A 19,125-nucleotide genomic window follows, 5' to 3' on the forward strand; every position below is an offset into this window, starting at 1 on the left:
CTACCCTGGTTGCCCTGAAGTAGATTGGATTTGAGCTCCTGCAATCTTACCGCTAAGGGCATCGTCTATGCTTTTTACGGGTGTACGTTTGAGGCTTTTCTCAGAAACGGCATCTACTGAAATCGCTACTTTGCGCTTATCGGTAGCTACCCCAACACCCGTAACCACTACTTCGGTGAGCTCTTGGGCTTCTTCTCGAAGAATCACATTAATACTACGGGCTTTGCCTACCGCCTTTTCTAAGGTTTTCATACCTATTTGCGAAAAGACTAACACCGCTTTGTCGTTAGGCACTTTAATACTATAGTTTCCATTGAAATCGGTAGCTACTCCGTAAGAAGTGCCTTTTACAACCACAGTTACTACAGGCAAAGGAGTGCCTGCTTCATCTTTTACTGTTCCTGTCACTTCTCGTTCCTGCGCCCACGAGAAGCCTTGCACTATTAGCATTAAAAATAGTGCGAAAGATACTTTGTTTAATCTCATCTCTATAACATTATTTTATAAACTGATGCAAAGGTAGAAAAGTCTTCTGTTAAGTTCCAAATTTACCCTTAACAAATTTACTCATAATGTTTGCGAAAAATAGATGAGAAAAAAATCATAAAAACGCGATTTCTTTGCGTTTTTTGCAATAAAATAGCCATTTCTTTGAAGAAAACGCAAAGAAATGCCCTATATACACTGTTTTTATGCAAAATTATTCCGGTAGAAAAGTACTACTTTTGTTACAAAATAACCAATAGAGTGTTACAAATATCACAATGAGAAAATGAGGTGCGAGCCGCACAGGCAGGGAAAAAAAATTAGAGAATGAGAAAATGAGGAAATTAGAAAATTAACAGATTAGTAAATGGAGTAAATGTTAATAATACCAGAAATACCAGAAATGCCAATAATACCACCAAAGGGAATGGACGGGTCGGACAGGTTAGAGGAGGGGTTGGAGTATTCGGAAAGAAACGGAAAAATTCGGAAGAGGGGTGAGAGGGATTTTGCTGAAAAAAGGGTGTAAGGAGGGTGGGGGTTAGCTTATAGAGAGCTTATAGAAAGCTTATACGAATCTTGGACGATTGGTATAGAAAGGGTTATAAAAAATTGATTAATAGCTTAATACAACAATGCCAAAAATGTTAAAAACGGGGTTTCGAGGCGAAAGAAAGAGAATCCTCACCCCGTTCATATACTCTCCTATTCGGAGACTTCTCCCAAGGAGAGGGGGGAATGTAGGGACAGAAAAAGGGGAATGTGGTGACGGAAAGATGAACTTACAAGGTGAAATTAGCAAGATAGGAAAAGACTTCTTTGGAAAAGTGCCGTATCTTTGCCACAGAAATTCAAAATAAATCTGTATGAAATCCATTACTCATAACGATTACACTCAGCGTATCAACAAAGTGGCGGAATATATCAATGGTCATCTCGATACTTCTATAAAGATAAAAACACTCGCCAATGTGGCTAACTTATCTGATTTTCATTTTTGTCGCATCTTTAAAGCACTTAAAGGAGAATCGCCCATTGCCTTTATTGCTCGTTTGCGCATAGAAACGGCAGCTCAGCTGTTACGCTATTCGACGCTTTCGGTAGAAGAAATAGCTTTTAATATAGGGTATGAAACGCCCGCCTCTCTTTCCAAAGCGTTTAAAAATCAATATGGTATTACGCCTACTCAGTATAGAACGAACAGAGATATTTATATTATGAAGAAAGAAATAAACAATCCAGAAGTAGTGCTCAAAGCTCCAAAGATAGTAGAGCTTGAGCCCAAAAGTCTTATTTACGTAGCTCTTACAGGAGAATATGGTACACTTAACTACAACAAAGCTTACGAACAATTGTGGGGTGTTGTAAAATCGCAAAAACTCTTTACCAAAGGCATTGAGTCGATATGTGTTTCGTATGACGACCCTAAAATTACCGAAGCCTCTTTGCAACGTTCCGAGGTGAGTTTGGCTATTCACAAGCCGGCTAAACCCTCAGGTGAAGTAAGTTGCAAAACCTTAGCAGGAGGCAAATATGCAGTCTTTTTCTATCAAGGTAGTTATACTCAGCTCTCATCCGTCTACGATGCTGCGATGCGCTGGGTGGTAGATAGTGAATACGAAGTGCGCGATGAGCCTATGTTCGAAAAATACCTCAACGACTGCCGTCGTACCCCCGAAGGAAAACTGAAAACTGAGATATATATCCCAGTGCAAACTGCACGGGCAATTTCCTAACTTCTAAATTCTAACATTATGAATCTTACAAAAACAGAAAAAATCACAGGTATCGTTTTGGCGATTGTCTTATTATTGCTTACGCTTTCAGGGAGTGGTTACTTCTTTTTTACTCTGAAAGTAAACTTTGTGCAATGGTTGGCTTACAACGCTTGTTCTCCTAGTAGCTTAGTGTATTTAGGTTGCCTTATCGTCTTTTGGGTGACTAAAAAGACTGTTTGGCTACCGCTTGCCTTCCTGCCAATGTACTATTTTGGTACGATGGGGCTCTTTACTTTTACGTGGAGTGGTGCTAACATCTTTGCTCAAATGTCACATATTACAATGACACTCAACCTGATTTGGGCGGGCTATGTGCTCTATCGCATTGGTGATTACAAAGCGTTTGCTCGCGGTTTACTGTGGAGCATCGTTCTCTTTGTGCCTTACATTGCTTTTGTGATGTACTACTGTCGTACACACGCTGAGGAAATTAGTCAATTACTTGAAATGGGGTGAGCTATACAAGCAGTTTATATCAGATTTTAAAATAATAGTACAATGAAAGAAGCTTGTCCTGAGTGTTATGCGATAGATAGTCGCATCACGCCTTTGTTAAACCCCAAAGAGTGTTTGCTACACCACAGGCAGTATATTTGTAGTACTTGTGGCAGATGTATCTGTGCTGATGTAGATGATAAGGGGAAGTTCCGTGCACTCTTCCCTTTTAAAACTCTTGCTATTGCTACCTTATATTTGCGTGCTGCTGAGGTAATATGGGAGCAAGCCTGTGGTATTTACGAAATAGAAGATAATAGAGGCAGAAAACAATACAAAATCTTTCCTTCTTTATCGGAATTGAACAGCTATTTGCAGAAGAATAAGCAAAAGCGTAGCCTGCTGTCAGAGCCTTTATTGGTCACTTCTCAGTATAAGGCTTACCAACCTGAGCAGTTGCGAAAACTATCGACAGAGGAAATAGCTATTTATATGAAAGAGAAATTAGCGAAAGTTTTGTAATTAAAAAGAGTAGTTGTGTATTTGCACCAATAATAATTTTAAAAAGTAATAAACGATGAAAAAAGCAATTCTATTATTAGTAGCCTTTGTAGGAATGGTTGCTTGCGGAAAAGACGACAACAATGGTACAGAAGGAGGGGACATCTCTACGGCAAGATTTATGCCTCCGAAGTGGATTCAAGGCTCTTGGACAACCAACAACAAGCAGTTTGGTTATGCCTTTAAAACCGATGACTTTTGCCAAATAACCTTAGGTAATACGAACTGTTTTAAGGAAAAGAATCTGCCAGTTACTAATATAAAAGACCTGAAAACAAATAATACTTATAAGGTTAGCTATAAAATCGGTTCCTATGAACAAGTTTTTGTATTCGAAAAAGAAGGAGATAAGAAGATAAGAGTAACTCATAATGGTCGTGTTGAAGGAAGCTATACCAAACAGTAAATTAGTTGAAATGGGGAGAGCCACACTGTCTATTATAGTATGAAAAGCAATAGAACAAAGTCCTTTACTCATTTAGAGTAAAGGACTTTTATTTACTTAACTCACACAGTTCTTCCACAGTGATATTAAACACCTCAGCGTATTGTTGTAGCGTTTTAGAAGATAGTTTTTTGAATACCGAAGGTTTGGCGTGACGCTTGATAACCCATTGCCAGCGGTGCATAGCATCGGCAAGGACTGCCCAATCCATACGGTTGAGGAGCATATAATACACTATGGGGCTTTTGCGTCCTGCAAGCGCATCGGCTTTTGCTTCGTCAATCTGCTCTTGCAAACGGTTGAGCGAGGCTTCTAAGGCAATGCTCTTCACCTCCCAGCCCGAACTGGATAGGGTGGTGTAGTTGCCTTCGTCATCGGTTACGTAACACAATTCCGTAAAGTCCTGTAAGGCACCTTTTTCCTGAGGTAGTTCGGTCTCTTTCATTCCGTTAGGTTTTTAATTACTAAGTTCATTTCGGCAGTTGCCATAAGAATATCTCCTACAAAGGCATTACAGCGCATCGAGCAGATGTAATACTCATCGGTATCGAAACGAGAAAGCAATTCGGCTTCGGTGCGCACGACCTCTTGTACCTTAGGCAAGGCAAAGAGTTCCAATTTCTTAATCGCACTGATGTAACCTATCACATAGTTCGATGTGTCTTCTATACCAAAGAGAAACTGCCCCACAATTGCCGAACAGGTTTGTGCCATATTCTCAATGAGTCCTACTTCGGCAAACTTCCCCTCTTCCACAAATATGCAAGTAGACTTCACCTCAAACTCAGTAACTACGTGTGTATTACTGATGTCGGTAATGGTATCTACCATTTGCATCGGCGGACGGTGGGGGAGGTATTTGTGGATTGATATGTTCATATTTAGGTGTCAGGATTCAGGGGTTAGGGGCAAGTACGGTTTTCATTTCGCCTTGGGCAATGAGGGTATCACCTATAAAGGTTTGCATTGTTACGAGGGTTACATCCATAAACTCTTGCTGGATAGTGATGTGTGTTTTGAGCGTGTCACCTACTTTGGGTAGCGATTGTATCTCTATGTTTTTAATCGCTCCTATATACCCCATAGGAGCAGGTTTTCCGTTGAGATAGTAGTAATAACCTTTGTGCAAGGCAATGCTTTGGGCAATGTGCTCTATGAGTCCGCTTTCTAAGAATATCTCTTGCTGTACAAAGAGGTTGCTAGGGATAATGGTGAGCCCTGCCACTCCCTCGGTGGGGGTATATTCCCAAAGAGCATCTACCATTACAATGGGATTGCGCTGGGGTATAAGAGTGAGAATTTTGTTTTTATCTGTAATTGGTAAAACCATAGTTAAACAACCTTTAAAAAAGCATAAGAATAGGAGAATCTAGCGCTCTCGGGAACTGATAGCAACACGGTATCGCCCGTTTTGAGTTTGCCTGAGTGCATCAAGGCTTCTAACATCAAATAAGCGGAAGCCGAGCCTACATTGCCTACTTCGGGGAGATTGATAAACCAACGTTCTAACGGAAGGTCGATACCTACTGTTTTGAGGGCTTCATACAGGCGTTCTTTGAAATAACAAGACGAGATATGAGGCAAGAAATAGGTAATATCATCTGCTGATAGTTGGTGTTTATCTAAGGTAGCGCGCATACTTTCAGCGCCTTTTAGCAAAATATTCTCATTGAGTAGCTTCACATCTTGCTTGATAGCAAAAATAGATTCACTCAGCCACGCTTCGGCAGGGTATTCACTCCAAGCCTTGAGGTTACCATCGGGGAGCTTGTCGCCACCAGCATACATACACGCTTCGAGCTCGTGAGCATACGAATAAGCATCCATCCACTCTATTTGCAAAGCACCTTCACGCGGTTTGTTTTCTAACAGAAAAGCCCCAGCGCCATCGGAGAGCATAAAGCGCAAGAAATCTTTTTTAAAGGCAATGGCTGGGTGAGCTTCCAACTCGGCTAAGAGTTGTACTTCGTTTTCGTATTTATCGGCACGCAACCACGCCGATACACGTTCAGAGCCCGTGCATACTGCATTCACACTATTGTCTGCCTTTACTGATAAGTAACCAAATTTAAGTGCATTCATTCCTGAGTTGCACACCCCTGAAGAGGCATTCAGTTCTACTGAGTGTCCGCCCAAGATTCCGTGTACCATAGAGGTGTGCGAGGGCAAGAGCACATCGGGGGTAGAGGTACCGCAAGAGAGCACCTCGATAGTATCCCAAGGCACTTCGCCGTCCAATAGGTTTTGTACTGCCAAAGCCGTAAGTTGGGCATTGTTATGAGTAGGGTTCCCTTGCTCGTCGAGGGCATAGTAACGGGTGAGAATACCATTGTTGCGGAGCACGAGGCGTCGTGCTTTAGAGGCATTTTGGTTTATGAGACCTAAGAAAGTCTCCATTTGCTCATTGCCAATGGGATTGTTAGGTAAATATTTACTTGCTTTTGTTATATAGACATTCATATTTAGGTAACAGGTAACTTACTGATATTAGTGATTTCTATTTTTTAATGTGTTAAGTTTGTGTATCTACTCCCAACCCATCATTCCTTTTGATTACTGACGATAATTTTACTTTGGCAAAGGTTGAAACTTCGGAAGAGTTTACAATACTACCCTAAGTATCAATTGTCAATTCTCAATTATCAATTGTTTCACCTCTCTCTCTACTTTCCAAAAGAACAATGGATAAGTGAGCCAATACAGTAGCCATACTATGGGCATTAGCACCCAAATAGCGATATACAGATAGATACGGAAGCATTTCAGCAGGAATTTGCGTTTCTTACTGCCGTAAATCATCTTTGCCCAGATGCCGAAAAGGCGGTTGCCTTTCTTCTCTGCCGAAAGGAGAAAACGCTTGTAATGCACACCTCCGTGGGCTACTATTTCTTGTTGCAATCCTGTGTAATCACCTGTTTGCAGGTGAGGGGCAATGAGCGTACCATATACGCTCGCGCCTTGTATGTCTTTATCGGCAACGCCCGCTTTGGGGAACACACCGAGATAGCGTTTGTTCTTGTCGCCCGAAAAGAGCCACTGTACAATGGTAATCACGCTGATATGATTGTGGTGCCTATCGGTAAGGGCAATATTGCCCACTAAGTGCGCCCCACAGTCGGTTAAGAGTTTTTTTACTTTCTGGTGTGCCATTACCCACATATTGCGGCTACCCGACACAGTAATTACAGGTTTGCCTCGTAACAGTTGCTTACCTGCTTCACTCTGCAAAAAGGAATTAAACGGAATAGAAGGCGACAAATACCACACTTGGTAGCCTAATATCACCAAATCGTAATCGGTATGTGCCAGCTGAAAAGGCTTTAAGGGCTGGGGTATTTGCAAATACGACTCTGGGAAAGCTCCAAAAAACGCCTCGTCTGTCCACGGAAAAGGAAAAGGTTCTGCCGTATCAATAGGCAAAAAGTCGATAGTTACCTCCGTGAGTGGGGATAGTACACTATCGATAATCTCTTTGAGTTGCCCCGATTGGGTGTAATATACTACCAATACGCGTTTCATTGTTCATCCCAAAAGTTGAAATAATTAAACCATTGTAGCGGATACTTTCGTAGCATTTGCTCCATATTCTCGGTATAAGCGTCGAGTAGCGCTTGGGCATCGCGACTTTTCACTTCAGCTACTTGGGCATACAAGTGGTAATGCAATCTACTTTCCTTCATCACATAAACGAAAAGCACCGGCACTTTCAAGCGCGAGGCTATAAAGAAAGGACCTGCGGGGAAGGTAGCTTCTGCGCCCAACAGCGTTCCTTTGAGCGAACGCACGCCCTCAAAATATCGGTCTCCCGTGAAACACACTATTTTGTTGTCGCCAATAGCATCGTTGATTTTGAAGATATGCGACATATCTTCTTTCACATAGATAAACTGATTCGAGGGTTTATTTTTAGAAATCGACTCCAAATACTCCTTGATTACCGAGTGTTCCATATCGGTAGTTACGGTGCTTATCTTCAAATCAATATCTATTTTCCTGAAAAAAGGTTCAGCAATTTCAAAGTTGCCTATGTGTGCGGAAATAAGTATTCCGCTCTGTTGTTCGTCTAATAGTTTATGTAAGCTTTCTACTCCATCAAACTCATAAGTAAATTTCTCTTCCAAGCCTGCCAAGATAGCAATCTTATCAATAATAGTTTGCCCGAAAGTAAAATAATTTAAGTACAAGTTCACTACCGCTCTCAGAGGCGAATAGCCCAAGCGGTGACGGAAATAGTAATACATATAGCCATTGGAGCGCCGCTCAAACAAAAAGTAGTAGAACGCTACAAAGATGAGCAAAGCATAAGCAGCATAAATACCCAAGTGTTTCATCAGCCACACAAAGATACTATAGCCTAATACGGTACCCTTAGACTTGCCTTGCCATTTCGTTTTGGCTTGTTCGTTAGCGTGCATTCACTTTATTTTCTAGGGTAGTATAAAAGTCGTTGAAGGTTACGATAGGCTTAAAATCGGCTTCTACCAATTTCACACCAAATTCTTGTTCAATCAGCACCACCAAATCCACATAATCAAGGCTATCTAATCCTAACGATTCGCGGAAGTTTGCCTCAGGGGCAATCACACTGGCTTCTACTTCAAATTCCTCAACAAAAATACGAGTAGTAAGGTCTATAATCTCCTGTCTGTTCATTCTTCTTTTTATTAGCTAATACTTTTAAGGGGCAAAGATACGAATATTTTGTCAATAACCAATTTTCCTAACAAACATCATCTCGCAAAAAGCCCAAAACTACATCGTTATAATCGAACAACCCTCTGAAAAGTCACTTTTGCGTCACACACTTTGCCAAAGTTTAAACCTCCAGCCCCTCTCTTTCCGAGAACTTCTCCCGAGCCTCTCCATTTTTCCCCAACAACCCATACTAATTTAACGTCAGTTCTATATATATATCAATACTGATTTACAGTTGTGTTTATATTGTAATCTGTGAAATCCAGCAACGCAGTTGCCAATTCGTGTCCATCACATTTGTCAATTATCAATTGTCAATTGTCAAATGAAAGACTATCCGTGCAATCCGTGTAATCTGTGTGAGATTTTCAGACAATTTGTAGCCTATTTGTTTGATTTTTTTAAAAATTTGTAAGATTTCTGTAGCGCAAGCTACACTTTTCTTACGTCGAACTCACGTTAATTTGCTAACCTCCAAATTTCCTAATTTTCTAATTTGCCAATTCTCTAATTATCCCTTCTCCTTTCCGTCGCTACATTCCCCCTCTCCTTGGGAGAAGTCTCCGAATAGGAGAGTATGTGAACGGGGTGAGGATTCTCTTTCTTTCGCCTCGAAACCCCATTTTTGGCATTTTTAGCATTGTTGTATTAAGCTATTAATCAATTTTTTACACACCCTTTCTATACCAATCGTCCAAGATTCGTATAAGCTTCCTATAAGCTCTCTATAAGCTACCCCCACCCTTCTCATAGCCTTTTTTCACCAAAAACCCTCCCTCTCCTCTTCCGAATCTCTCCGATATCTTCCGAAAGTTCAGAACTTCTCTAAGATTCTCCCAAAACTCCGACGAACCTCTCTCCCCATTTCACAAGGCGCAGCCTTGATTTTGTTAAATTTTTATTTAATTTCTGAGGCATAGCCTCATTCCTCTAACTCAAGCTCGCACCTCATTTCCTCATTCTCTAATTTTCTAATTTTCTCATTTCCTCATTTCCTCATTCTCTCATTTCCTCATTCCCTCATTTTCTCATTCCCCCATTCCTTTCACACAAATATTTCTCCCCTTTTTATTCGTATTTCATAATTATTTCTTATCTTTGCCCCATCTATTCCTCATATCCTAACATCTAATAATTAAAACATTATGAAAAAAACACTTTTTTCAGTGCTCTCACTGATGGCGTTTAGCCCTCTGTTATGGGCACAAGAAACTGAAATGATTACCCATCCACAAAGCCAATACCAAAAGGCAGTGGAACTCTACAATCGCAAGCTCTATCAGCCTGCACAGAACCTGTTCCGAAAAGAACAAACCTCCAATCCCGATAGAGCTATCCAAACCCAAAGTGAATATTACGTAGCCACTATTGCCGCTATCCTTAATCAAGACGGAGCCGATGCGCTGGTGAATAACTTTATCGTTAATCACCCCGACTCTCCTCTGAGCTCCGAAGCCTATTTGCAAATGGCTAACATCTATTATCAGCAGGGCAACTACGAAGATGCGCTCGCTTGGTACGAGGCTATCGACGACCAAAGCATAAGCAGTAGCGATAAAGCTAAATACAACTTCCAAAAAGGTTTTTGCCTCTTCCAAACCGGCAAACAAGCCGAATCTAAACCTTATTTCGAGTCGGTACAAAACACCAAAGAATACGGTGCCAATGCCAAGTATTACTTAGGATATATCGCCTATGATAAAGACGATTATTCTAAGGCTGAAAGCTACTTCCGCGAAGTACAAGAAGAAGATGCTTCACTCACCAAAAACGTGTCTTACTTCCAAGCCAATATGTACTTCAAACAAGCTCTTTATCAAGAAGCTATCACCGAAGGACAGAAACAGCTCGCTAAAACCAAAAATGCTCAAGAAGTATCTGAGCTCAATAAGATTATAGGCGAAAGCTACTTCAACCTCAAGAAATACAAAGAAGCAATCCCTTACTTACAAAACTATAAAGGTAAAAAAGGTAGGTTCTCCAATACCGATTATTACTATATCGGATACGCTTATTACAAAAATAACGATTATAAAGCGGCTATCGAGCAGTTCAACAAAATCGTAGGCGGAAACGATAGCGTCGCTCAAAATGCGTATTATCATTTAGCCGAATGCTATTTGAAAACCAACCAAAAACAAGAGGCGCTTAACGCTTTCCGCAATGCCTCTCAAATGGACTTCGATAAGCAAATTAAAAAAGATGCTCATCTGAACTACGCCCGCCTCAGTTATGAAATCGGTAACCCTTACGAGAGTGTCCCCAACGTGCTACAAGCATACGCTTCGGCTTATCCTAACGACCATAAAGACGAAATACAGTCGCTCTTAGTCGATTCTTATATTTCATCTGGTAACTATCAAGCCGCTATCAGTCTGCTCGAAAAGTCTAACGACCCTAAGGACAAAGAAACCTATAAAAAAGTAGCCTTCTATCGCGGGTTAGAGCTTTTTAATGAATTGCAATACAACGAGGCTTTAAAATATTTGCAGAAAGCCATCGGTGGTAATTCTGCACTTGCCGCTCGCGCTACCTATTGGGCTGGTGAAACTGCTTATCAGCTGAAAGATTACAAAGGTGCCGAATCCTATTTTACTCAGTTTCTCCATAATTCATCAGCTCCTAAAACCGAAGAGTATGCCAAAGGCTTCTACGGTTTAGCTTATGCTAATTTCAATCAAAAAAACTATGCAGGTGCTATCGCTAATTTCGAGAAGTACCTCAAACAAAACCCTAAGAACAGTAGTTGGAAACACGACGCTATACTCCGTCTCGCCGATTCTTACTTCGTAACAGGTAAATACTGGCCTGCAATGGAAGGGTATAACAAACTCATCGAAGCTAAATCTTCTGACCAAGATTATGCCGCCTACCAAAAGGCTATTAGTTATGGGTTCGTAGACCGCCTCAATAGCAAAATTGAAGACTTAGAGCGTTTCGTTAAGAACTACAAAAGCTCTAATCTGCGCCCTAATGCTTTGTTTGAATTAGGAAATGCTTATGTAACCAAAGGAAATACCCAAAAAGGATTACAGTACTATCAGCAACTCGCCAAAGAGTATAAAGGCAATGTGCTCGTACCTCGTGCAATGCTCCGCGAAGGTTTAGTGTATTATAATAGGAACGAAAACCAAAAAGCCTTAACGCTTTTCCAAACTATCGCCAAAGACTATCCTAATACCAACGAAGCCTCACAAGCGGTAGCTTCCGCAAAACTCATCTATGTAGATATGGGTAACGTAAACGAATACGCATCGTGGGCTAAAGGTTTGGGATATGTAGAGGTAACCGACCTCGAACTCGAAGGAGCTACTTATGAAGCTGCCGAACGACAATATATGCAAAACAATACCAAAGAGGCTATTTCAGGTTTTGAAAAATACCTTAAAGAGTTCCCTAACGGTATGCGTCGCACCAATGCCGAGTTTTTCTTAGCACAAATGTATTTCAATAGTGGACAAAAGGCTAAAGCACTTACACATTACGAAAATGTAACCAAAAGCGGTTCTAATGAATACGGCGAGCAATCGCTTACTCGTGTGTGTCAAATCCTTCTTGAAGCAGGTAGCTACCTAAAAGCTAAACCTTATCTCGAAGACCTCGAACGAACCGCTACTATCGCACAGAACAAAACTTATGCACAAAGCAACCTAATGCGCGTGTGCTATAACGAAAAACTATACGATAAAGCTATTGAATATGCCAATAAGGTATTAGAAGAAAAATCTATCGATACACGTATCAAGAACGATGCTTATATAGTGTTGGCTCGTGCTTATAGTCAAGCAGGAAATGAAACCCAAGCTCGCAAATATTACCAAGAGGTACAGAAAACCGCTACGGGTAGCCTCGCTGCCGAAGCCTTGTATTACGACGCTTATTTTAAGAATAAAGACGGTAACTACAAAGCCTCTAATGACGTAGTTCAAAAGATTGCTAAAGACTATGGCGGACACAAAGAGTTCGCTGCTAAGAGCCTTATCGTAATGGCTAAAAACTTCTACGGACTCAAAGACGCTTATCAAGCCTCTTACGTCTTAGAAAGTGTAATTAAAAACTTTAAAGAGTTTCCTGAAATAGTAGCCGAAGCCAAAAAAGAACTCGCAGTAGTAAAAGCCGAAGCCGCTAAAAGTAATTCATCAGTAAAATAATGGTTAATGATTAATTGTTAATGGTTAATATACACTTTGCCAAAGTTTTTGCCTGTGTGGCTCGCACCTTTGGCAAAGTTGAATCTCCCTCCTAAACCCTAATTTCTAAACAAATGAACAAACACATCACATATATTCTAACAATGCTTTTGTTCTCTGCCTCAACAATGGCAGTCGCTCAAAGCCGTAAAGACAGCCTCTCTACCAAAGTGGTAGATGTGGTAAAGTCATATGCTCCTACAATTGCCGACGCCGACAAAAAGCGTGAAGATGCAAACGTAAAAGATTCGCTTACCGTTAAGAAAAAGCAAATCAACTATACCATCTATTCGGTACCGGTAGCCTCTACTTTTGTTCCCGAAAAAGGCAAAGCAGCTTCGGTGAAACCAAAAGTCATTCGCGAAGACTATTTAGATTCTTATTTCGGTGGAGGTTTCGGTATGCTCAATACCTTTTATGCCGATGCCAATATCACTCTCCCTGTAAATGATAACAGTAACGCTTCTTTCTTACTGAATCACATCTCAGCCAATGATGATATGGACGAGGTATACACCGATACCTATTATGCGCTCTCATCGGCTGAGTTGCGTTATGATTTTCAGAACCAAGATGTACTTTGGGGGCTCACTGCTGATATAGGTCGCCGTTTGCACAACTGGTATGGCATTCGTCCCGCTTCTTATACAAGGCAACAGTTGATTGGAAAAGTAGATGATGTACACCAAACCTATTTCGATTATGGTGTAGGAGGTTACCTCCAATGGTCTAATCCTTACTTTAAAGGACTTGATTTCAGCGTACGTGGGCTCTACGACCATTTCGATAGTAAAGAATTGAATGTAAAAGCACAACCCACCTTCGAAATTCCTCTTACCGATGACCAAAAAGTTCGTACCAATGTAATTCTCGATTATTACAATGGTAGTTTTACCCGTCAAAATAACTTAGTAAACGAGCTTAACAATCGTTGGATGCTCTTTGGGGTAAATCCTTCTTATCATTTGTCTATCGAGAATTTAGACTTAAAATTAGGCGTTGCTTTGATGTATGTAGATGCGAACCAGTCCGATGAAAGCAAGTTTAAAGCTTATCCCGATGTAGAGGCTTCTTATCCACTTACTGCCGATGCTATTTTGCACGCAGGTATACGCGGTATTATGCAACAAAACACAGTAGAGAAACTCACCAAAGAGAATCCTTTTCTCTCACCTATGCAAGAAATTAAGCCTACCAACGTGCAAGCCGATGCTTTTGTAGCCCTTAAAGGAAAAGTAACTTCCGATTTGCTTTATCGCATACAAGGAAGCTATCGCCAATACAAAGAGATGCCTCTGTTTACTACCAATTCCGAGACACCTACTATCGCCACCGAAATATTGCCTTATCAATATAACAACTCTTTTAAGTTAGTGTATGACGAAGTAAACGATATGGAGCTTTTAGCTTCTATCGGAGGAAATATAAAAGATGTTTTCTCTTTTACCTTTGAAGGAAGATATAATAACTATAACGCACGTGTACAGAAAAATAAAACCGCTTGGAACTTGCCCAGCACACGAGTATCTCTCTTCACCGATTTTAGAATATTACCCAATCTTTTTGCTGGCTTCGACTTCTTTTATGTAGGAAAACGTTACGACCTCGATTACGTAACTGTTGCAAATCCTATTCCCGAGAAGCTCTCTTTGGAAGGTTATTTTGATATCAATTTCCACGCCGATTACACTTTCAACAAACATTGGCAAGTATTCTTAAAAGCCAACAACCTCACCAGTGAACACTATAAAAAATGGTTGTATTATCCTTCACAAGGTGTACAAGCCTTTGCAGGAGTACGTTATCTGTTTAGCCTAAGTAACAAGTAACAATTATATACTAACAAAACAAACAGCGGTATGAATAAAGCATTCATACCGCTGTTTGTTTATTATATCCTCAATTTTTATGTCTTCTATACTTTAATCTCTCTTATTATTCCCTTAATCACTTACCATCGACTTCTTATAATTCCTCCATTTCTCTATACATTGTTGCATATCATTAGGAAGTTCGCTATCAAAGCTAAGGTACTTGTGAGTAATCGGGTGTTCAAAACCTAAGGTTTTAGCGTGCAAGGCTTGGCGAGGTAATACCGCAAAGCAATTCTCTACAAACTGCTTGTATTTGGCAAAAGTCGTTCCTTTCAGAATCTTGTCGCCCCCATAACGTTCATCGTTGAAAAGGGTATGCCCTATGTGCTTTAAATGTACTCTTATCTGGTGTGTACGCCCTGTTTCTAACTTGCAAGAAATGAGTGTTACATAACCAAAACGCTCTAACACCTTGTAATGGGTTACTGCCTCTTTACCGTGAGAACCATCGGGGAAGACGTCCATTTGCAGGCGGTCTTTTAAGTGTCGCCCAATATGACCGCACACCGTTCCTTCGTCTTCTTCTATATTACCCCATACAAGGGCTATATATTCGCGCTGAGTAGTTTTATTAAAAAACTGTTGAGTAAGGTGTAACATCGCCTCTTCGGTTTTAGCCACTACTAAAAGTCCACTAGTATCCTTATCGATACGATGTACCAACCCAGGACGATTGCTACTGTTGTTAGGCAAGTTCTCAAAATGATATACCAATGCGTTGATGAGCGTTCCGCTGTAGTTGCCGTGACCAGGGTGTACCACCATACCCGCAGGTTTGTTTACCACCAAAAGGCTATCGTCTTCGTATACTATGTTTAAAGGAATATTCTCGGGCACCAATAAATCCTCGTGAGGAGGGTGAGGAAAAAGTACCTTTACTTCGTCATTAGCTTTCACACGATGATTAGACTTTACAGGCTCGCCATTCACAAAAATATTACCCTGCTTGGCTGCTTGTTGCACCTTGTTACGGGTGGCGTTCTCTACAAAGTTCATCAAGAATTTATCCACGCGCAAAGGTTCTTGCCCTTTGCCCGCCGTAAAGGAGTAATGCTCGTAAAGAGAAGGAGATCCCTCTCCGTCTGGTTCTAAATCGTCTAAATCTTCTATCTCGTCTATATCACGCATTACCTTACATTTGCGCCACAAACTTTGCCAAAGTTTCTAATAGCGTGCGTACTACGCCCCTTACCAAAGTTTAAATTTATAATAGCCTGCACTGCTCACACTAATCTCCTATCAGTTCTTCAATAGGTATTTCGGTAGGGATAGTATCCCGAGCCTCTAAGCCGTTGCCACACACAAGGTCTATACGTGAGGTTTTAATAAGCTTATCGCCAGGTTGTACAGGTTTACCGTCGTGTTGCATCTCCAATACCATATCCTTCCCTATATTGTTCACATAAGTAACTCTACCGATTGCAAGCCCTACCGATTGCAAGGTAGCTACTGCATTCCGGCGCGTTACTTGTATCACCTTAGGCACTGTTACTTTATGATAGCCCGACGGATTGATGTTAAGGTATATTTTGCGGTTCTTCTTTACTCTCTCGGTAGCCTCAGGCGTCTGACTGATTACCGATAGAGGAGGGTATTTAGGGTCGTATTCAGTAGAATCCAACACCTCATAACGCAATTGTTGCTTATCTAATATCACCCCTACTTCGGTAAGTGTTTTCTTGCTCAAATTAGGTACTGTAATGTACTCTCCGTGCGCCGTATAGATGCGCAAGAGTTGCAATACACACCAAACTAATATAATACACGCCACTATGGCAAAAGCAAATTGCCAAGCTAGTTTCTTTCCTGAGTTTTTTAAGAATTCTTTAATCTTTTCCATACTTTGCAAGTATTGTTATGGTGCAAAGGTACAAATATTTTTGAAAAGGACAATACAGCCCCCTACAATATCCTCAACCACACCTTCTCCCCTTTCTCTATGGGGGTATCGTTGTAGAAGTACACTTTCCCTTCTACCGAAGTAGCTTCTATAAGGTATTGTGCTCCTTGAAAATAACAGTATTGTACAGTAGCTTCCCAATCAGAGGTTGCAGTAATGATAATCTGTTGGGGTTTGAAGAGTTTGCCGTTATGCCAACTCACTTCTCCAAACAAAGAAGCGGTGTAATAATCGGTATTTTGGAAATAAACCGAAAGCGTATTGTTAAAAAACAATAGCTTCCCGTCGCGCATAATAAGGGTTTTATCGGAGTAAGAAAGCGCATCTTTACCGTCGTGAGTAGCCACTATACAGCTAATGTTTTGCTCTTTCAAATAGGTGAAGAGAGTGCGTTGTAGTTCGTTCTTTCTAAAATTATCCACCTGACTAAAAGGTTCGTCAAGCAATAACAATTGAGGTTCTTGTGCCAATGCCATTGCCAATGCCACACGCTGTTTCTCACCACCGCTGAGATTCAGTGCTTTTAGGGGCGCAAAACGTTCCATTCCCACCAAGGTGAGCAACTCCATTACGCGCTCTTTTTTATAGGTTAAATCGAGGTTAGATATAAACTTTCCTACATTTTCAGCTACCGTGTGATAAGGGCCTAACCCAAAGTCCTGTGCGAGGTATTTCATCGTTTTAAACCCAGGCACTAACTGCCAAGAAGGCCCCCTTACGCGCTCGTTGTGGAAGTGTATAGTACCTTCTTGCACATCAATAAGACCATAAATAGCTTTCAGCAAGGTACTCTTGCCACAACCACTTTCTCCCATCAGCGAAAGGTGCTCACCTTGCGCCAACTCAAAAGAAATGTCTTGCAGTATAGGGTCTTGCCCTTCATAAGCAAAGAATATATTTTTAAGGTTTAGCATTGTTTATTTATATGTAAATATTCGCGCTTTGCAATTTATGCAATTCGTATATTGCTTCCCACACTTCGGCAAAGTTTCCCTGTGCCCTAAGAACTCACACCTCCTCATTTTCCCATTTCCTCATTTCCCCATTTCCTCATTTCCCCATTTCCTCATTTCCCCATTTCCTCATTTCCCCATTTCCTCATTTTCTAATTTTCTCATTTCCTAATTTTCTAATTAATCTGCCTGTGCGGCTCGCACTTAGAGCGCACTTTTAAACTGTTCCAAGAAACGCATATCGTTCTCATAGAACATACGTATATCCCCTATTTGGTACAAAAGCATTGCAATGCGTTCAACTCCCATACCGAAGGCAAAACCACTGTATACCTCACTATCAAAACCACAGTTTTTAAGTACGTTAGGGTCAGTCATACCACAACCCATAATTTCCAACCAACCAGTACCTTTGGTAATGCGGTAATCCACCTCGTTATTGAGTCCCCAATAGATGTCTACCTCAGCACTTGGCTCGGTAAAAGGGAAGTACGACGGACGCAAACGTATACGCGACTTGCCGAACATCTCCTTAGTAAAGTACAACAAAGTTTGTTTCAGGTCAGCAAACGATACGTTTTTATCTATATATAAGCCTTCTACTTGGTGGAACAAACAGTGTGAACGTGCCGAAATAGCTTCGTTGCGGAATACTCTACCCGGCGAAATCGTCCGTATAGGTGGCTGATGTCCCTCCATATAGCGTATTTGCACCGAACTGGTATGGGTACGTAAGAGAATATCCGGATTAGTTTGTATAAAAAACGTGTCCTGCATATCACGAGCAGGGTGATATTCAGGAAGGTTGAGGGCAGTAAAGTTATGCCAGTCGTCTTCTATCTCAGGTCCGTCCGATACGTTAAAACCTATATTGGCAAAGATATTCACAATTTCGTTTTTAACTATCGAAATAGGGTGGCGCGCCCCGATAGGCGAAGGGGTCGCAGGACGACTCAAGTCGCCGTATATACCTTTGCTTTCACTGTGTTCTTCCAAACGCTCGCGCCATTCTTGTACTTTGGCTTCTACTTTTTGTTTGAGCTCATTCACTACCTGCCCAAAAGTCTTTTTCTCCTCCTTAGGCACCTCTTTAAAAGCGGTAAAAAAGTCGTTGAGCACCCCTTTTTTACCGAGGTACTGAATGCGGAATTGTTCAAGTTCTTCCTTAGTTTTTGCGCTAAAATCTTCTATCTTAGCAATATGCTCTTTTATTTTATCAATAATCATACAGTAATACGATTTCTCTTTTGTTTTTCCCAAGACGCAAAAGTATAAATAATTTTCCATTTAGCAAATTTACCAATCTACTAATTTTCTAATTTGCTAATTCTCACATCTGCCAATTCCCTCATTTTCTAATTCTCTCATTTCCTAATTCCCCCTTTTCCTTCATACTCCCCCCTAGCACCTAAGGCCTATAGCCTAATGCCTCTTCCTCTTTCTTTCGCCTCGAAACCCCGTTTTTAACATTTTTAGCCTTGTTATATAACACTATTAATCAATTATTCATACACCCTTTCTATACTAATCGTCCAAGATTCGTATAAGCTTCCTATAAGCTAACCCCACCCTTCTAATAGCACTTTCTCACCAAAAATTCTCTCGACCCTCTTCCGTTCTTCTCCGTTATCTTCCGAATAGTCCTAACAACCCCAACACATCGCTTTTGCTGTACGCACTTTGCCAAAGTTTGAAACTTTGGCAAAGTTAATCTCCTTTGGTACAAGCTTGTAGCTCGTACCCCATTTTCTCATTTCCTCATTTCCTAATTTCCTCATTTCCTAATTCTCTCATTTCCTCATTTGCTA

At 40.9% G+C, this 19,125-nt stretch carries 18 protein-coding genes; 6 read left to right on the forward strand and 12 right to left on the reverse strand.

Going from position 1 to position 19,125, the window contains the following annotated elements:
* Complete coding sequence (locus tag COCH_RS12330) at positions 1-486, reverse strand: carboxypeptidase-like regulatory domain-containing protein (protein WP_223375697.1); 486 nt, start codon at positions 484-486, stop codon at positions 1-3.
* A gap of 866 nt (positions 487-1,352) precedes the next feature.
* Between COCH_RS12330 and COCH_RS02740 the strand changes: the two genes are divergently transcribed.
* Genes COCH_RS02740 through COCH_RS02755 form a run of 4 tightly spaced genes read left to right on the forward strand, consistent with a single transcriptional unit; the run spans position 1,353 to position 3,666 of the window.
* Positions 1,353-2,222: an AraC family transcriptional regulator gene (locus COCH_RS02740; protein WP_015781831.1), complete on the forward strand. Its 870-nt coding sequence runs from the start codon at positions 1,353-1,355 to the stop codon at positions 2,220-2,222.
* Positions 2,223-2,240: 18 nt separating this feature from the next.
* Positions 2,241-2,720 carry a hypothetical protein gene (locus tag COCH_RS02745; RefSeq protein ID WP_015781832.1) on the forward strand — a complete coding sequence of 160 codons (480 nt, stop codon included), beginning with the start codon at positions 2,241-2,243 and terminating at the stop codon, positions 2,718-2,720.
* 42 nt (positions 2,721-2,762) lie between these two features.
* A complete protein-coding gene (locus COCH_RS02750; protein ID WP_015781833.1) occupies positions 2,763-3,221 on the forward strand; it encodes a hypothetical protein in 459 nt (152 codons plus the stop codon).
* 55 nt (positions 3,222-3,276) lie between these two features.
* Positions 3,277-3,666 carry a hypothetical protein gene (locus COCH_RS02755; RefSeq protein WP_015781834.1) on the forward strand — a complete coding sequence of 130 codons (390 nt, stop codon included), beginning with the start codon at positions 3,277-3,279 and terminating at the stop codon, positions 3,664-3,666.
* A gap of 88 nt (positions 3,667-3,754) precedes the next feature.
* Here COCH_RS02755 and COCH_RS02760 read toward each other — a convergent pair whose 3' ends face one another.
* From COCH_RS02760 to COCH_RS02790, 7 genes are all read right to left on the reverse strand, one after another.
* The gene (locus tag COCH_RS02760) at positions 3,755-4,150 is read right to left on the reverse strand and encodes a hypothetical protein (protein WP_015781835.1); all 396 of its coding nucleotides are present in this window, start codon (positions 4,148-4,150) and stop codon (positions 3,755-3,757) included.
* Positions 4,147-4,584 (reverse strand): hypothetical protein, encoded by a 438-nt coding sequence (locus COCH_RS02765; protein WP_002673892.1) that lies wholly within the window; start codon positions 4,582-4,584, stop codon positions 4,147-4,149. The genes COCH_RS02760 and COCH_RS02765 overlap by 4 nt, the downstream gene beginning before the upstream one ends.
* Positions 4,585-4,600: 16 nt before the next feature.
* Entirely contained in the window at positions 4,601-5,035 is a 435-nt protein-coding gene (locus tag COCH_RS02770) for a hypothetical protein (RefSeq protein ID WP_015781836.1), read from the reverse strand.
* Positions 5,036-5,037: 2 nt separating this feature from the next.
* Positions 5,038-6,165 carry a beta-ketoacyl-ACP synthase III gene (locus tag COCH_RS02775; RefSeq protein WP_015781837.1) on the reverse strand — a complete coding sequence of 376 codons (1,128 nt, stop codon included), beginning with the start codon at positions 6,163-6,165 and terminating at the stop codon, positions 5,038-5,040.
* A 168-nt stretch (positions 6,166-6,333) separates the two neighbouring features.
* Positions 6,334-7,224 (reverse strand): NADPH-dependent FMN reductase family protein, encoded by an 891-nt coding sequence (locus COCH_RS02780; RefSeq protein WP_015781838.1) that lies wholly within the window; start codon positions 7,222-7,224, stop codon positions 6,334-6,336.
* Positions 7,221-8,120, reverse strand: a complete 900-nt coding sequence (locus COCH_RS02785; RefSeq protein ID WP_015781839.1) for an LpxL/LpxP family acyltransferase — start codon at positions 8,118-8,120, stop codon at positions 7,221-7,223. Before COCH_RS02785 ends, COCH_RS02780 begins: the two co-directional genes overlap by 4 nt.
* On the reverse strand, positions 8,110-8,358 hold the full coding sequence (locus COCH_RS02790) for a phosphopantetheine-binding protein (protein WP_009419675.1): 249 nt from the start codon (positions 8,356-8,358) through the stop codon (positions 8,110-8,112). Before COCH_RS02790 ends, COCH_RS02785 begins: the two co-directional genes overlap by 11 nt.
* A 1,187-nt stretch (positions 8,359-9,545) precedes the next feature.
* Between COCH_RS02790 and COCH_RS02795 the strand changes: the two genes are divergently transcribed.
* Complete coding sequence (locus COCH_RS02795) at positions 9,546-12,551, forward strand: tetratricopeptide repeat protein (protein ID WP_015781840.1); 3,006 nt, start codon at positions 9,546-9,548, stop codon at positions 12,549-12,551.
* Positions 12,552-12,664: 113 nt separating this feature from the next.
* A complete protein-coding gene (locus COCH_RS02800; RefSeq protein ID WP_015781841.1) occupies positions 12,665-14,419 on the forward strand; it encodes a TonB-dependent receptor in 1,755 nt (584 codons plus the stop codon).
* A 114-nt stretch (positions 14,420-14,533) separates the two neighbouring features.
* Here the strand turns inward: COCH_RS02800 and COCH_RS02805 are convergent, their stop codons facing one another.
* The 4 genes from COCH_RS02805 to pheS form a co-directional block, all read right to left on the reverse strand.
* Positions 14,534-15,592 carry an RluA family pseudouridine synthase gene (locus COCH_RS02805; protein ID WP_009420772.1) on the reverse strand — a complete coding sequence of 353 codons (1,059 nt, stop codon included), beginning with the start codon at positions 15,590-15,592 and terminating at the stop codon, positions 14,534-14,536.
* Between the two features lie 100 nt (positions 15,593-15,692).
* The gene (locus COCH_RS02810; protein WP_015781842.1) at positions 15,693-16,304 is read right to left on the reverse strand and encodes a PASTA domain-containing protein; all 612 of its coding nucleotides are present in this window, start codon (positions 16,302-16,304) and stop codon (positions 15,693-15,695) included.
* Between the two features lie 62 nt (positions 16,305-16,366).
* On the reverse strand, positions 16,367-17,278 hold the full coding sequence (locus tag COCH_RS02815) for an ABC transporter ATP-binding protein (RefSeq protein ID WP_015781843.1): 912 nt from the start codon (positions 17,276-17,278) through the stop codon (positions 16,367-16,369).
* A gap of 243 nt (positions 17,279-17,521) precedes the next feature.
* Positions 17,522-18,544, reverse strand: a complete 1,023-nt coding sequence (gene pheS / locus COCH_RS02820) for a phenylalanine--tRNA ligase subunit alpha (protein WP_002673912.1) — start codon at positions 18,542-18,544, stop codon at positions 17,522-17,524.
* Positions 18,545-19,125 lie beyond the last annotated feature (581 nt).

This window comes from Capnocytophaga ochracea DSM 7271 (assembly GCF_000023285.1).
Lineage (GTDB): Bacteria > Bacteroidota > Bacteroidia > Flavobacteriales > Flavobacteriaceae > Capnocytophaga > Capnocytophaga ochracea.

What these genes read in the sequence shown, in the direction of transcription:
- COCH_RS02760 (WP_015781835.1), bottom strand. Translation starts at nt 4,150, where the DNA reads ATGAAAGAGACCGAACTACCTCAGGAAAAAGGTGCCTTACAGGACTTT.
- pheS (WP_002673912.1), bottom strand. Translation starts at nt 18,544, where the DNA reads ATGATTATTGATAAAATAAAAGAGCATATTGCTAAGATAGAAGATTTT.
- COCH_RS02750 (WP_015781833.1), top strand. Translation starts at nt 2,763, where the DNA reads ATGAAAGAAGCTTGTCCTGAGTGTTATGCGATAGATAGTCGCATCACG.
- COCH_RS02780 (WP_015781838.1), bottom strand. Translation starts at nt 7,224, where the DNA reads ATGAAACGCGTATTGGTAGTATATTACACCCAATCGGGGCAACTCAAA.
- COCH_RS02795 (WP_015781840.1), top strand. Translation starts at nt 9,546, where the DNA reads ATGAAAAAAACACTTTTTTCAGTGCTCTCACTGATGGCGTTTAGCCCT.
- COCH_RS02740 (WP_015781831.1), top strand. Translation starts at nt 1,353, where the DNA reads ATGAAATCCATTACTCATAACGATTACACTCAGCGTATCAACAAAGTG.
- COCH_RS02805 (WP_009420772.1), bottom strand. Translation starts at nt 15,592, where the DNA reads ATGCGTGATATAGACGAGATAGAAGATTTAGACGATTTAGAACCAGAC.
- COCH_RS02800 (WP_015781841.1), top strand. Translation starts at nt 12,665, where the DNA reads ATGAACAAACACATCACATATATTCTAACAATGCTTTTGTTCTCTGCC.
- COCH_RS02785 (WP_015781839.1), bottom strand. Translation starts at nt 8,120, where the DNA reads ATGCACGCTAACGAACAAGCCAAAACGAAATGGCAAGGCAAGTCTAAG.
- COCH_RS12330 (WP_223375697.1), bottom strand. Translation starts at nt 486, where the DNA reads ATGAGATTAAACAAAGTATCTTTCGCACTATTTTTAATGCTAATAGTG.
- COCH_RS02815 (WP_015781843.1), bottom strand. Translation starts at nt 17,278, where the DNA reads ATGCTAAACCTTAAAAATATATTCTTTGCTTATGAAGGGCAAGACCCT.
- COCH_RS02770 (WP_015781836.1), bottom strand. Translation starts at nt 5,035, where the DNA reads ATGGTTTTACCAATTACAGATAAAAACAAAATTCTCACTCTTATACCC.
- COCH_RS02745 (WP_015781832.1), top strand. Translation starts at nt 2,241, where the DNA reads ATGAATCTTACAAAAACAGAAAAAATCACAGGTATCGTTTTGGCGATT.
- COCH_RS02790 (WP_009419675.1), bottom strand. Translation starts at nt 8,358, where the DNA reads ATGAACAGACAGGAGATTATAGACCTTACTACTCGTATTTTTGTTGAG.
- COCH_RS02810 (WP_015781842.1), bottom strand. Translation starts at nt 16,304, where the DNA reads ATGGAAAAGATTAAAGAATTCTTAAAAAACTCAGGAAAGAAACTAGCT.
- COCH_RS02775 (WP_015781837.1), bottom strand. Translation starts at nt 6,165, where the DNA reads ATGAATGTCTATATAACAAAAGCAAGTAAATATTTACCTAACAATCCC.
- COCH_RS02755 (WP_015781834.1), top strand. Translation starts at nt 3,277, where the DNA reads ATGAAAAAAGCAATTCTATTATTAGTAGCCTTTGTAGGAATGGTTGCT.
- COCH_RS02765 (WP_002673892.1), bottom strand. Translation starts at nt 4,584, where the DNA reads ATGAACATATCAATCCACAAATACCTCCCCCACCGTCCGCCGATGCAA.